Raw genomic sequence first — 12,614 nt, 5'->3', positions numbered from 1 at the left:
TTGCCGGCAGTCACACCGGCAAGCTCGCGACGTCACACCAGATGCAAGGCCGTCAGCAGCAGGTCGATGGCCTTGATCCCCACGAACGGCACCACGATCCCGCCCAGCCCGTAGATCAGCAGGTTGCGACGCAGCAGGTGCACGGCGCTCGCCGCTTGCACCCGCACGCCACGCAGGGCCAGTGGGATCAGTACGACGATGATCAGCGCGTTGAACACGATCGCCGAGAGGATCGCGCTCTGCGGGCTGGCCAGGTGCATGATGTTGAGCACGCCCAGCTGTGGATAAATCGAGGCGAACAGCGCCGGCAGGATGGCGAAGTACTTGGCCACGTCGTTGGCAATCGAGAAGGTGGTCAGCGCCCCCCGGGTCACCAGCAACTCCTTGCCGATCTGCACCACGTCCAGCAGCTTGGTCGGGTCGCTGTCGAGGTCGACCATGTTGGCCGCCTCGCGCGCCGCCTGGGTGCCATCGTTCATCGCCATGCCGACGTCGGCCTGGGCCAGTGCCGGGGCGTCGTTGGCACCGTCACCGCACATGGCCACCAGACGACCGTCGTTCTGTTCCAGGCGAATACGTGCCAGTTTCTTCTCCGGGGTGGCCTCGGCCAGTACGTCGTCAACCCCCGCCTCCGCGGCGATCGCCGCAGCGGTCAGCGGGTTGTCGCCGGTCACCATCACGGTGCGGATACCCAGCTTGCGCAACTCGGCAAAGCGCTCACGAATACCGGGCTTGACCACGTCCTTCAGGTGAATCGCCCCCAGCAGCCGGCCATCGGCGCAGACTAGCAACGGCGTGCCGCCGCTCTGGGCAATCCGGTCGACTTCCCGGGACAGCACCGGCGACAGGTCGCTGCGTTTCTGGCCGACAAAGGCCAGCAGCGAATCCACCGCGCCCTTGCGATACACCCGGCCCTGGTAGTCGACACCCGAGAGTCGGGTTTCGGCACTGAAGGGTACGGCGGTCAGTTCAGCCGCCGTCGGCTCCTGCTGCGGATGCAGTCCGCGCAGGTACTCGACAATCGATTTACCTTCGGCGGTGTCATCCGCCAGCGACGCCAGCAACGCACCTTCAGCCAGTTCCTTGGCGCTGACGCCAGGGGTGGCATAGACCGCCGTGCAGCGACGGTTACCGAAAGTGATGGTGCCGGTCTTGTCCAGCAACAGCACGTGCACGTCGCCCGCCGCTTCCACCGCGCGGCCGGACTTGGCGATCACGTTCAGGCGCACCAGGCGGTCCATACCGGCGATACCGATGGCCGAGAGCAAGCCGCCGATGGTGGTCGGGATCAGCGTGACCAGCAGCGCCACCAGGAACACCAGCGGCAGGCTGCCACCGGAGAAGTGGGCGAACGGCTGCAGGGTCACCACCACCAACAGGAAGATCAGGGTCAGGCCGATCAGCAGGATGTCCAGCGCCACTTCGTTGGGGGTTTTCTGGCGCTTGGCGCCTTCCACCAACGCGATCATGCGGTCCAGGGTCGACTCACCGGGGTTGGCGGTGATGCGCACGATCAGCCAGTCAGACACCAGCCGGGTATTGCCGGTGACCGCCGAGCGGTCGCCGCCGGACTCACGGATCACCGGCGCGGATTCACCGGTAATCGCTGCTTCGTTGACCGCGGCGATCCCTTCGATCACCTCGCCGTCGCCGGGAATCATTTCCCCGGCGGCGACCCGTACCACATCACCTTTGCGCAGGTTGGCGGCCGGGACCGACTCGAAGCTGCCATTGGCCTTGCGGCGGTGGGCCACCAGGCCTTCGCTGCCAGCCTTGAGGCTGTCGGCGCGGGCCTTGCCGCGGCCCTCGGCGAGGGCCTCGGCAAAGTTGGCGAACAACACGGTGAACCACAGCCAGAGGGCGATCTGGGCCGAGACAAAGAACGAAACGGTGGAGTCCGGCACAAAGCACAGGACCGTGGTCAGCAGCGCCGTCAGTTCGACCACGAACATCACCGGCGCACGTTGCAACTGGCGCGGGTCAAGCTTGACGAACGCTTGTACCAGGGCCGGACGCCACAGGGCGGAGATCGCGGTCTTGGGCTGTTCCACCACAGCCGGTTTTGTTGCGGGTAGAGGCATATTCATCATCAGATCCTCAGAAGCCCATGCTCAGTTGTTCGGCAATCGGTCCCAGTGCCAGGGTCGGCAGGAAGGTCAGGCCCCCCACCAGCAGGATGGTCACCGTCAGCAGCGTCACAAACAGCAAGCCATGGGTCGGAAAGCTGTTCTGGCCGACCGGAGCGGTCTTCTTCATCGCCAGGCTGCCGGCCAGGGCCAGTACCGGGAGGATGTAGCCGAAGCGACCGAGCACCATGCTCAAACTCATCATCAGGTTGTGGTACACGGTGTTGCCGCTGAAACCGCCGAACGCCGAGCCGTTGTTGGCACTGGCCGAGGTGTAGGCGTACAGCAACTGGCTGAAACCATGGGGCCCCGGGTTGCTGATCGCGGCGGCAGGCCCTGGCAGGCTGGCGGCAATCGCGCCGAGGACCAGGGTGCCCACCGGCATCACCAGCAGGGTGACCACCAGGAGTTGCACTTCCTTGGCCTGAAGCTTCTTGCCCAGGTACTCCGGGGTACGACCGATCATCAGGCCGGCGAGGAACACCGCGGTCAGCACGTGCAGCAGCATGCCGTAGAGGCCGGCGCCGACACCGCCGAAGATCACTTCGCCGACCATCATGTTGACCAGCGCCACCATCCCGCTGAGGGGGTTGAGGCTGTCATGCATGGCATTGACCGAACCGTTGGACGCCGCCGTGGTGGTCACCGCCCAGAGCGTACTGGCGGTGGTGCCGAAACGGACTTCCTTGCCTTCCAGCGGAGCGGCCTGCTCCACCAGTGGGTTGTGCAGTGTCGGGTTCGGCTGATACTCGGCATACAACGAGACCGCGCCGCCGATCAGCAGCAGGGCCAGCATGCAACCCATGATTGCCCGGCTCTGACGCAGGTCCTTGACGTAATGCCCGAAGGTGAAGACCAGCGCTGCCGGAATCAGGATGATCGACACCAGTTCGATCAAATCGCTCAGGGCGGTGGGGTTCTCGAACGGGTGGGCCGAGTTGGCGCCGAAGAAACCGCCGCCGTTGGTGCCCAACTGCTTGATCGCGATCTGGCTGGCCGCCGGGCCCAGGGGAATGACCTGGTCGACGCCCTGCAGGGTCACGGCATGGACGTAGTGGCCGAGAGTTTGCGGAACACCCTGCCAAACCAGGAACAGCGCCAGCACCAGGCACATCGGCAGCAGGCCGTAGAGCGTGGCACGGGTCATGTCGACCCAGAAGTTGCCCAGGGTCGTGGTCGAACGCCGGGCGATGCCACGGCATAACGCAACCAGCACAGCCAGGCCGGTGGCCGCACTGGCGAAGTTGTGCACGGCGAGGCCGGCCATCTGGCTCAGGTAGCTCAGCGAGGCTTCACCGCTGTAGTTCTGCCAGTTGGTGTTGGTCATGAAGCTGACTGCCGTGTTGAACGACAGGCTCCACTCCAGGCCCGGTAGATTTTGCGGGTTGAGCGGCAGGTATTGCTGGAACAGCAGGATGGCGAACAACGACAGGAAACCGACGAAGTTGAAGGCGAACAAGGCCAGGGCGTATTTCTGCCAGCTCTGCTCGCTGCTGGCGTCAACCCCGGACAGGCGATAACAGGCCCGCTCCACCGGCCCGAGCACCGGCGTCAGCCAGGTCCGCCGGCCCTCCATCACGTTGTAATAAAACCGCCCCAATGCCGGTGCCGGCGCAAGCACCAGCACGAGAAACGCCAGGATCAGCAAATAGTCATAACTGTGCATACCTGCCGCTCCTAGTTCCGGTCCGCGCGCAACAGCGCAACCAGTAGATAAATGAACAGCGCCACAGCCAGCAGCAGTGACACCCCGTCCAGAATGCTCATGGAATTTTCCCCTTGGTACGGCAATGGCCGTGTGTGGGCTTATTGTCGTGAGGGAGGCCGTAAAGGAACGAGAGCGACGCCGGGGGCGATGCGTAAAGAAGGCGTAAAGAGTGACTTTACGTAGGACTTACACCCTAGAATCCGTACGAGCTCCAGGGAGATGAAGGGTTTGCCGGGAAATTTTTGTGTCAGTTTCGATACAAAACCGACAAGCGGCCAACATCCCCCCCCTGTAGCTTCTTGCACAGCTACACTTGAAAGGGATTCCGGCCTTCGGTCCGGGTACCTATCCTGCAACAATTCGCGGCCCGTCTTTATGGGTGGCCGCTTACCGGTAGATAATCGCCCGCATGCAGAACACTCCCGCTCCTCTGGCTGATGTCAACAAAGCGCTTCCAACAGGCGATGACAAGCGCTGGAATGTCCGCGCGCTGATCGTCGATGACGACATTCCGATCCGCGAACTGCTGATCGACTACCTGGCACGTTTCAGCATCCAGGCCACCGGTGTCACCGACGGCGCCGGCATGCGCCAGGCCTTGCAGCTTGAAACCTTCGACGTGGTGGTCCTCGACCTGATGCTCCCGGGTGAAGACGGCCTGTCGCTGTGTCGCTGGCTACGCACCGAATCGGATATCCCGATTCTGATGCTGACCGCCCGTTGTGAACCCACCGACCGGATCATCGGCCTGGAACTGGGCGCCGACGACTACATGGCCAAACCCTTCGAGCCCCGTGAACTGGTGGCCCGAATCCAGACCATCCTGCGTCGGGTACGCGATGACCGCACCGAACAACGGGCCAATATCCGCTTCGACAACTGGCGCCTGAACAGTGTGCTGCGCCAGCTGATCGCCGATGACGGGCTGGTGGTGCCGCTGTCCAACGCCGAGTTCCGCTTGCTCTGGGTGTTTATCGAACGCCCGCGCCGGGTCCTCAGCCGCGAGCAGTTGCTCGATGCCGCCCGAGGTCGCTCCATCGAAGCCTTCGACCGCAGCATCGACCTGCTGGTCTCGCGCCTGCGACAGAAACTCGGCGACGACCCGAAATCACCGCAACTGATCAAGACCGTACGGGGTGAAGGCTACCTGTTTGACGCGAGAGAAATCGGCTGATGCGCGCACGCCTCGACACGCTGTTCGGTCGCTTGTTCGGTGTGTCGCTGGTGGCGATCATCCTCGCCCACCTGCTGGGCTTTCTCTGGTTTCATCATTATGGCGGCGGCCCTCCGCCGCCCCCTCCACCTCCGCCTCCCGGCATGATGGAGAACTTCGACCCCGACCATCCGCCACTCCATCATCGGCCTCTTCGGCCTCCCCGGCCCTGGTTTGGCGGGCCGTTGGTGCCGTTGACGTTCCAGCTGATTTCCCTGGTGATTGCCGCCTGGTATGGCGCCAAGCTGCTGTCCCGGCCGATCCAGCGCCTGAGCGACGCCGCCGAACGCCTGAGTGAAGACCTCAACAGCCCACCGCTGGACGAGACCGGTCCGCGTGAAGCACGCCTGGCGGCCAACACCTTCAACCTGATGCAGCAACGTATCCGCGAACAGGTGCAGCAACGCGGGCGCATGCTCGGCGCCGTGTCCCACGACCTGCGTACGCCGTTGTCACGCCTCAAGCTGCGACTCGAGCAGGTCGACAACATGAAACTCCAGGGCCAGATGCGCCAGGACCTGGACGACATGATCGGCATGCTCGACGCCACCCTCAGCTACCTGCATGAGCAGCGCACCAGCGAGGCCATGCAATGGATGGACGTCCAGGCACTGGTCGAGTCGCTGTGCGAAAACGCCCAGGACCAGGGCTCGCGGGTCCAGGCCAGCGGCCATTGCGCGCCGCTGCTGGTGCAACCCATGGCCTTGCGTTCATGCCTGAACAACCTGCTGGATAACGCCCTGCGCTACGCCGGCGATGCCTTGATCACCCTGGAAGACAGTCGCCGGCAGTTGCTGATCCGGGTGATCGACCATGGTCCGGGGATTGCCGCGGAGAAACGCGAAGCCGTGTTCGAACCCTTCTATCGCCTGGAAGGTTCACGTAACCGCAACTCCGGTGGCGTCGGCCTGGGCATGACCATTGCCCGGGAAGCTGCCCAGCGCCTGGGTGGCGAGCTGACCCTGGAGGAAACCCCCGGCGGCGGCCTGACCGCCGTGGTCCGTCTGCCCCGGGCCTGAACGCTCTGTGTAACAACCGGTACAAAGCCCACACACCCTCGACACCTGAGCCTTGGAGTCTGCACAAGCCGGTGCACCGCCATCGGCTTTGTCAACACTTAGGGAGTGTGCACTTATGAGCACGATCAGTAGCGTCAGCAACTACTCGAGCTATACCGGTTACAGCAACAGCACAACCGCGACACAACGCCAACAGCAATTCCAGCAGCAACTGTTGGCCAAGCTCGACACCAACGGTGACGGCTCCATCAGCAAGGACGAACTGAACGCCGCCCTGTCGCAGAACAGCGGCAGCAAAGTGCTCAATGACCTGAGCCAGAATTTCAGCAGCCTGGACACCGACGGCAGCGGCACCATCAGCGCCACCGAACTGTCGGCGATGAAACCCCATGGTCATGGCGGTCATGGTGGCGGCAAGCCCGATACCCAACTGGCTGATCAGTTGCTCCAGTCCCTGGACAGCAATGGTGACGGTTCCATCAGCAGCAGCGAACTGTCTGCCGGGCTGACCAACGCCGGAATGAGCACCACCGACAGCTCCTCGCTGTTCAGCGCTCTGGACACCGACAACAGCGGCAGCATCAGCAGCAGCGAACTGGCTTCGGCCCTGTCCGGGGTCCAACCACCGCCGCCACCGCCACAAACGGTATCCGCCTCTGAGCTGTTCAGCGAGCTGGACACCAACGGCGACGGCAGCATCAGCCAGGCCGAGTTGACCAGCGCCTTGCAGGGCACCTCGGGCACCAGCACCAGTTCGACTGATTCGACCAGTGACACGACCAGTGCCACCAGCAGCACCAGCAGCACCAGCTTCAACGCCACCACCTATCTGCTCCAGTCCCTGGCCAATGCCAGCGGTAGCAGCAACGGTAGCGGCTCGGGGACCGGTTCGGGCACCAACAGCCACACCGCCCAGGAGAACATCAAAGAGGCCTTGAGCCGATTGATGGTCAGCCTCAACAGCCAGACCGCGACACAGAGCGGTAGCACTGCTGTCGCTGCCGCAGCCTGATCCACTCCCCTGTAGGAGCCGGCTTGCCAGCGATGACGTCCGAACAGACGACACAAGGTTCAACGACCTCATCGCCAGCCAGCCGGCTCCTGCAATTAATGCGGCGTCTCACCCGGATTACCGTAACGCCCCGGAATCAGGATTTCTCTTCGCGCCGCGACTGGCTTGTGCTCCAGTCGATCAGCAGGCTATAGGCCACCGCCAGCAAGGTCGGGCCAATAAACAGGCCGATAAAGCCAAAAGCGATCAAGCCACCAAACACTCCCAGCAACACAATCACCAACGGCAGATTGCCGCCACGGCTGATCAGGTAAGGCTTGAGCACGTTGTCAACGCCACTGATGATGAAGGTGCCCCAGATCCCGAGAAACACCGCCATGCCGTACTCGCCTTTCCAGGCCAGCCAGGCCGTGGCGGGAATCCAGACCAGCGGCGGCCCCATGGGAATCAGGCTGAGCAGGAACGTCGCGATCCCCAACACCAGGGCACCGGGAATCCCGGCGATCAGGAAACCGATCAGCGCCAGTACGGCCTGGGCCGCTGCCGTGCCGATCACTCCGTTGACCACCCGCTGCACCGTGCCCGCCACCAGTTCCTGGTAGTAATCGGCACGCTCGCCGATCAGTCGCTCCAGCAGCCCATGGATAAAGGTCGCCAGCCGCGGGCCATCGCGATAGAAAAAGAACACGAAGACCACACTCAGGGTCAGCTCGAGGATCCCACCGCCGATCTGCGCACTGCGCGCCAGCAGCCAGTTGCCGACCTGTCCCAGATAAGGCTTGATCGCCAGCAAAAAAGCCGCGCCCTGCTGATCGATGGTGTTCCACAGGCCTACCAGCCGCTCGCCGACAATCGGCAGGCTGCCCAGCCAGGACGGTGCTGCCGGCAGCCCGTCGACCTGGGCATCCTTGATAAAGGTCACTGCGTCACGCACATGATCCGCCAGGTTAAGCCCCAACCACACCAGGGGAGCGGCCACCAGCAGCATCCAGCCCAGGGTCAGCAGCCCGGCCGCCAGGGATTCGCGATTACCCAGCGCGCGGGTCAGCAGGCGCATCAGCGGCCAACTGGCAAACGCCAGCACGGCGCCCCAGAACAGCGCCGACCAGAACGGTGCCAGCACCCACAAGGTGGCACCGAACAGCACCAGGAGCAGTATCTGCACCAGCAGACGATCATTATTGGGCATGGAGATTCCAGACAAGAGACGGCAATGAAAGCGTAGGCGAAGCCAGGGTCAGGGGTTTACCGACAGACGATCCGGGTTCAGCCGCAAAGCGAATGATCGTCTGTCGGTGGCTGTTCGTACAGGCTTTAGCGCAGCAATTCGATGTGCAAACCGCTGGAGGCGGCGTTACCCACTTCCAGGCGGGCAGCCCTTACGCCCTGAGCCATCAGCGCCTGGCGCCAGGCCTCGGCGGAAGCGCCCGAGAGGCTGACCCGCAAGGTTGCGTCCAGGTTCAGACCACGGGAAATAAGGGTGATCCAGGTGTCCTCGGGCGCACCGGCCAATTTCGGGAGGTCGAGCTTGCCGGTATCGCGCAGCTCACGCAGCAAGGTCGCGGAGGTCGGCAGCAACTCGCCCAATGGCGAAGCGGAGGCGAACTGTTCCACATGCAGGTAGGCCCGACGGTTGCCGCGGGTGATGCTGTACAAGGCCACCAACGAATTATCCGCCGGGGCCGCCAGCCGCAGCAGCAGGTAAGCCTGTTGATCGTCGGCACCGGACAATGTGGGGTTGCCGAACACTTCGTTGGCCCACAGGCTGTTTTCCCCGCAATCGCGGGCCTGGCACCAGAACAGCAACTGCGCGCCCTCCTTCTGCAACGCTTCGCGCGCCGCAGTGAACGCCTCGTCGGCACCGTGCTCGGGGGGCAACTCGTAGGTCACCGAGGTCATCTGCCCACGGGCACTGACCTGGGCATCGGTACGCAGGCGGTTGCTGATCTTGCGGATCGCGCTCTGTGGATAAATCCGTTCCAGCTCGGCCGGTGGCCGATAGTCGACGATCTGCGCATCGGCCAGACGCGGCACCAGCGCCAGATCATGGCTGCCCGGGACATCGGCGGCGAAAAGCGCCGAGCTGCAACAGGCCATCCCGATGACGCTGGCCAGGACTGTGGATAACTTCTTCATCGGATAGACAGGGCCTGAACGGTAAGCACGATAACCGGGACAGGACGTGCCGGAACAGGACGACTCAAAGTCGTGTGGAAGTCGAGGTCTGGCATGGTTGTCTCCCTTTCAACCAGCAAGCCTCGACAGTTGCCGGCGACAAGTCAAGGCATGGAGAAAAAGCGATTGAAACAGTCTGCGACAAGGATCGCCCCGGCCTCATCGTTCAGATGCAGGTGGTGCCCACCCGGCAGGTGCTCCAGGCTGAAGGGTAGACGATCAAGCAAGTCCTTGTGCTGGGCCAGCATGCCTTGCTCGGCCACCACCAGTTGCGCCGGACAGGCGATTCGATGGACAAAGGCCATGGCCTGCTCTTCGGTCAGGCGCAAGGGTGACGGCAGGGTCAGGCGATTGTCGCTGCGCCAGGTGTAACCGCCAGGCACCGGCATCAGCCCGCGCTGGGCCAAGAGTTCAGCGGCTTCGCGGCTGACCGCCACCAGGCCCTTCATCCGCGCCTCGATCGCCCGGTCCAGGGTCGGATGTACCGACTTGCGCTTTTCCGACAGCTCAAGCTGCGCCTGCAAGGCCTTGCCCAGGCGCTCGGCGGCGTTTTCGCCAGGGCCGGTGGGTGGAATCACGCCGTCGATCAGGGCCAGGCGTGTCACCCGTTCCGGCAAGGCACCGGCCAGCACGATCGAAACAATCGCACCCAGCGAATGCCCCAACAGGCTGAAGCGCTTCCAGCCCAGTTGCTCGGCCACCTGCAGGACGTCATGAACGTAATCCCACAACGCGTACCCCGCCCCCGCCGGTCGATGCCCGGAATGCCCGTGCCCGGCCATGTCCAGGGCGACGATACGCAGGCCGTGCAGCTTCGGCGCCAGGCGCGCGAAACTGTTGGCGTTGTCCAGCCAGCCGTGCAGGGCAATTACCGGCTGCCCGTCCTCGGGACCGAACAGATGGGCCGCCAATTCGATATGCGGCAGGCTCAGGCGCACCTCCTCGACCGGATGACTCATGCGCAACGCTCCTGCCCGGCCTGGTGTTCCCAGCGGCTGAAAATATCCTTGAGCAAGCGCGCGGTGTCCTGCGGACGCTCCAGGGGAAACATATGGCCGCCGGGCATGCTCAGGGATTCGCCATGGGGCAGGCGGCCGACACTGCGGGTGTGATGGGGCATGACCACGCGGCTCTGCTGGCCACGGACCACCGCCAGCGGCACTTTCAAATGCCGGGCCAGTCCGGGGCTGGTATGGGGCACGCCACGATAGATACTGATTTCCGTGGCCGGATCGAAGCTCAGGCGCAGACGTTCACCCTCCTGGCGCAGACCGTGTTGCAGGTAAGCCTCGAAGCACTCCGGATCGAAGCCGCGAAACAGGGTCTTGCCGGCAAAGTAGTCACGCGCGGCGGCGAGATCGGCGAACTCCTCCCGCCGTCCGAGGGTGCGGCCGGCCGGTGTCAGGCGATCGATAAAACCCAGGCGCTTGGCGGCGCGGATCACCCACTGGTCGGCGCGGGTCAACACCGGCGAGTCGAGCATCACCACGCCCTTGTAGAGCTGCGGACGTCGCAGGGCCGCGTGCAAATGCAGGACGCCGCCCAGGGAATGGCCGACGCCCCAGACCGGTTCGGGCTGTTGCTCCAGGTGGTGGATCAGTTCGTCGACCAGGTTGTGCCAGTTATCGTCCGCCGGGAAACGCGGGTCGTGGGCATGCTGTTGCAGATGCGCCACCTGATACTCCGGGGCCAGCGCGGCGAACAACTTGCCGTAGGTCCCCGAGGGAAAACCGTTGGCGTGGGCGAAAAACACGGGCTGCGACATACCGGGAGCATCTCGGAAAAAACCAGTGTCCATTGTCGGCAGGAGCCGGCACGACAGCAATGACCGTAACTGCCAGGAATGATGACAGTCCGGCCACGGCTATGGTGCGACTCAGCGCGCCGGCGGTGTTTGTCCCAGCGGCACCACGGCCATGGTCAGGCGCGACACGCAACTGGCCTTGCCCTCGTCGCTGGTCAGGCGGATATCCCAGACATGGGTGGTGCGACCGATATGAATCGGTTTGGCCACCGCGGTCACCCGCCCGCTGCGCAGGCCGCGCAGATGGTTGGCGTTGATTTCCAGGCCCACGCAATAGAACTGGCTCGCGTCGATGCACAGGTAACTGGCCATGGAACCGACGCTTTCCGCCAGCACCACCGACGCCCCGCCGTGCAACAGGCCATAGGGTTGATGGGTACGATGGTCGATGACCATGCTCGCGGTCAGCGATTCGTCATCGAAGGCCTCGAAGCGAATATCCAGCAGTTCGCCGATGGTGTTTTTCTGCAAGGCATTGAGTTGTTCGAGATTCGGTGCGGTGCGCCACAAAGCCATCGTTGATTCCCCTACTGTGGTTGTTCGTCATGCCTGCAACCCTCTGAACCAAGCAGACGCTCGGTCGACTATTTCACGGAAGAACAGAAACTCGCAAGCTGAAAAAGGCCGTACGCCACGCAGGAGGCAACGGACCGCAGCGGGAAAGCCGGGCGGAATCTGATAGTTGTCGAGGGGCATATCGCGTCGAATTTCCGCCTTCCAGCCCTTGCAAGAGATCTCCATGGCAACGATAGGCCGTCTTCTTCGTCGCTTCATGCCCTCGGGTAACGCCCAGGTCCCCATCCTCTCCAACGCCAGCCCGAACGAGCTGCACAGCAGCCTGCTCGGCGAACTGATGCCAGGCGACTTCTCGCAGATCGAACGGGACCTGACCCTGCTCGGGTTGAAGGACTCGCTGGCCCAGGCACGGGGATTCCTTGGCAGCGCGCCGTCCCTGCGCCAGTACCCGCTGGCCGACCTGCTGGAACTGATGGTGGCCGCCGCCGCGCGCTTTACCGGCATCCTCAACAGTTGGGACGGTGTGCACCTGGACGGGGGCGGCCGGGTTTCCCTGCATGTGCAGAAGAAACTCTTCGACTTGCGGGTGCCGCCCTCGCTGTCCCCCCAACTGACCAATGCCCTGAAGCGCAGCGCCTTGAACATCGCCGCCCGGGATCACCAGGCTGTCGCGTGCCTGCCGTTCCAGGACGACGAGACCCACCGCGCCTTCAGGTACTGGAGCAAGGCCTCGATCTGCCAGGCGCTACGGAGCTTGCAGGTGACCAACGTCAATATGATCGGCGTCGACCTGAGTGGCGGAGATCTGCGTGGGGTGAGATTTTTCGGGCAATACCAGCAGGCCGACTTCAGGGCCGCCAACCTCAACGGCGCGTTGCTGTCGAGTGGTTTCAAAAGCAACGATTTCAGCCATTGCGACCTGCGGAACACGGTGCTCTCCGGTCACTTTGAAGCCTGTCTGTTCAAGGGCGCCAAGGTCAATGCCGCGACCTTGAAGAACACCCGCACCGATCTGCTCGGTGCGGTGTTGAGCCACTGAAC

12 protein-coding genes are annotated in these 12,614 nt (G+C 63.5%); 4 read left to right on the top strand and 8 right to left on the bottom strand.

The window, feature by feature from the left end:
• Positions 1-32: 32 nt before the first annotated feature.
• Genes kdpB through kdpF form a run of 3 tightly spaced genes read right to left on the bottom strand, consistent with a single transcriptional unit; the run spans position 33 to position 3,893 of the window.
• The gene (gene kdpB / locus HX866_RS22045) at positions 33-2,081 is read right to left on the bottom strand and encodes a potassium-transporting ATPase subunit KdpB (RefSeq protein WP_371319283.1); all 2,049 of its coding nucleotides are present in this window, start codon (positions 2,079-2,081) and stop codon (positions 33-35) included.
• 16 nt (positions 2,082-2,097) lie between these two features.
• Positions 2,098-3,792: a potassium-transporting ATPase subunit KdpA gene (kdpA, locus tag HX866_RS22040; RefSeq protein ID WP_177094521.1), complete on the bottom strand. Its 1,695-nt coding sequence runs from the start codon at positions 3,790-3,792 to the stop codon at positions 2,098-2,100.
• 11 nt (positions 3,793-3,803) lie between these two features.
• Positions 3,804-3,893, bottom strand: coding sequence for a K(+)-transporting ATPase subunit F (kdpF, locus tag HX866_RS22035; protein ID WP_017128001.1), 90 nt, complete (start codon positions 3,891-3,893; stop codon positions 3,804-3,806).
• A gap of 350 nt (positions 3,894-4,243) precedes the next feature.
• Here kdpF and HX866_RS22030 point away from each other — a divergent pair, with 350 nt between their 5' ends.
• From HX866_RS22030 to xopAW, 3 genes are all read left to right on the top strand, one after another.
• On the top strand, positions 4,244-5,008 hold the full coding sequence (locus tag HX866_RS22030; RefSeq protein WP_177094519.1) for a response regulator: 765 nt from the start codon (positions 4,244-4,246) through the stop codon (positions 5,006-5,008).
• Positions 5,008-6,066 (top strand): ATP-binding protein, encoded by a 1,059-nt coding sequence (locus HX866_RS22025; protein WP_177094512.1) that lies wholly within the window; start codon positions 5,008-5,010, stop codon positions 6,064-6,066. Before HX866_RS22030 ends, HX866_RS22025 begins: the two co-directional genes overlap by 1 nt.
• Before the next feature lie 115 nt (positions 6,067-6,181).
• Complete coding sequence (gene xopAW, locus HX866_RS22020) at positions 6,182-7,078, top strand: XopAW family type III secretion system calcium-binding effector (RefSeq protein WP_177094510.1); 897 nt, start codon at positions 6,182-6,184, stop codon at positions 7,076-7,078.
• Between the two features lie 136 nt (positions 7,079-7,214).
• Here xopAW and HX866_RS22015 read toward each other — a convergent pair whose 3' ends face one another.
• The 5 genes from HX866_RS22015 to HX866_RS21995 all read right to left on the bottom strand — a co-directional run bounded on the left by HX866_RS22015 (position 7,215) and on the right by HX866_RS21995 (position 11,573).
• Positions 7,215-8,267, bottom strand: coding sequence for an AI-2E family transporter (locus HX866_RS22015; protein ID WP_177105709.1), 1,053 nt, complete (start codon positions 8,265-8,267; stop codon positions 7,215-7,217).
• Between the two features lie 125 nt (positions 8,268-8,392).
• A complete protein-coding gene (locus HX866_RS22010; RefSeq protein WP_177094500.1) occupies positions 8,393-9,214 on the bottom strand; it encodes a DUF4892 domain-containing protein in 822 nt (273 codons plus the stop codon).
• A gap of 143 nt (positions 9,215-9,357) precedes the next feature.
• Positions 9,358-10,212, bottom strand: a complete 855-nt coding sequence (locus tag HX866_RS22005) for an alpha/beta hydrolase (RefSeq protein ID WP_177094498.1) — start codon at positions 10,210-10,212, stop codon at positions 9,358-9,360.
• Positions 10,209-11,018, bottom strand: a complete 810-nt coding sequence (locus HX866_RS22000; protein ID WP_177094496.1) for an alpha/beta fold hydrolase — start codon at positions 11,016-11,018, stop codon at positions 10,209-10,211. Before HX866_RS22000 ends, HX866_RS22005 begins: the two co-directional genes overlap by 4 nt.
• A 111-nt stretch (positions 11,019-11,129) precedes the next feature.
• Positions 11,130-11,573, bottom strand: coding sequence for a hotdog fold thioesterase (locus tag HX866_RS21995; protein WP_177105710.1), 444 nt, complete (start codon positions 11,571-11,573; stop codon positions 11,130-11,132).
• A 223-nt stretch (positions 11,574-11,796) separates the two neighbouring features.
• On the opposite strand from HX866_RS21995, the gene HX866_RS21990 reads away from it, so the two are divergent.
• On the top strand, positions 11,797-12,612 hold the full coding sequence (locus tag HX866_RS21990) for a pentapeptide repeat-containing protein (protein ID WP_256344977.1): 816 nt from the start codon (positions 11,797-11,799) through the stop codon (positions 12,610-12,612).
• The last annotated feature ends 2 nt before the right edge of the window (positions 12,613-12,614 follow it).

The organism is Pseudomonas gingeri (assembly GCF_013386165.1).
Classification (GTDB): domain Bacteria; phylum Pseudomonadota; class Gammaproteobacteria; order Pseudomonadales; family Pseudomonadaceae; genus Aquipseudomonas; species Aquipseudomonas gingeri_C.
This window is presented reverse-complemented; position numbering and strand designations above follow the sequence as displayed.

Coding starts and splice junctions, on each gene's coding strand:
- kdpB (WP_371319283.1), bottom strand. CDS start 2,081: ATGCCTCTACCCGCAACAAAACCGGCTGTGGTGGAACAGCCCAAGACC.
- kdpA (WP_177094521.1), bottom strand. CDS start 3,792: ATGCACAGTTATGACTATTTGCTGATCCTGGCGTTTCTCGTGCTGGTG.
- kdpF (WP_017128001.1), bottom strand. CDS start 3,893: ATGAGCATTCTGGACGGGGTGTCACTGCTGCTGGCTGTGGCGCTGTTC.
- HX866_RS22030 (WP_177094519.1), top strand. CDS start 4,244: ATGCAGAACACTCCCGCTCCTCTGGCTGATGTCAACAAAGCGCTTCCA.
- HX866_RS22025 (WP_177094512.1), top strand. CDS start 5,008: ATGCGCGCACGCCTCGACACGCTGTTCGGTCGCTTGTTCGGTGTGTCG.
- xopAW (WP_177094510.1), top strand. CDS start 6,182: ATGAGCACGATCAGTAGCGTCAGCAACTACTCGAGCTATACCGGTTAC.
- HX866_RS22015 (WP_177105709.1), bottom strand. CDS start 8,267: ATGCCCAATAATGATCGTCTGCTGGTGCAGATACTGCTCCTGGTGCTG.
- HX866_RS22010 (WP_177094500.1), bottom strand. CDS start 9,214: ATGAAGAAGTTATCCACAGTCCTGGCCAGCGTCATCGGGATGGCCTGT.
- HX866_RS22005 (WP_177094498.1), bottom strand. CDS start 10,212: ATGAGTCATCCGGTCGAGGAGGTGCGCCTGAGCCTGCCGCATATCGAA.
- HX866_RS22000 (WP_177094496.1), bottom strand. CDS start 11,018: ATGTCGCAGCCCGTGTTTTTCGCCCACGCCAACGGTTTTCCCTCGGGG.
- HX866_RS21995 (WP_177105710.1), bottom strand. CDS start 11,573: ATGGCTTTGTGGCGCACCGCACCGAATCTCGAACAACTCAATGCCTTG.
- HX866_RS21990 (WP_256344977.1), top strand. CDS start 11,797: ATGGCAACGATAGGCCGTCTTCTTCGTCGCTTCATGCCCTCGGGTAAC.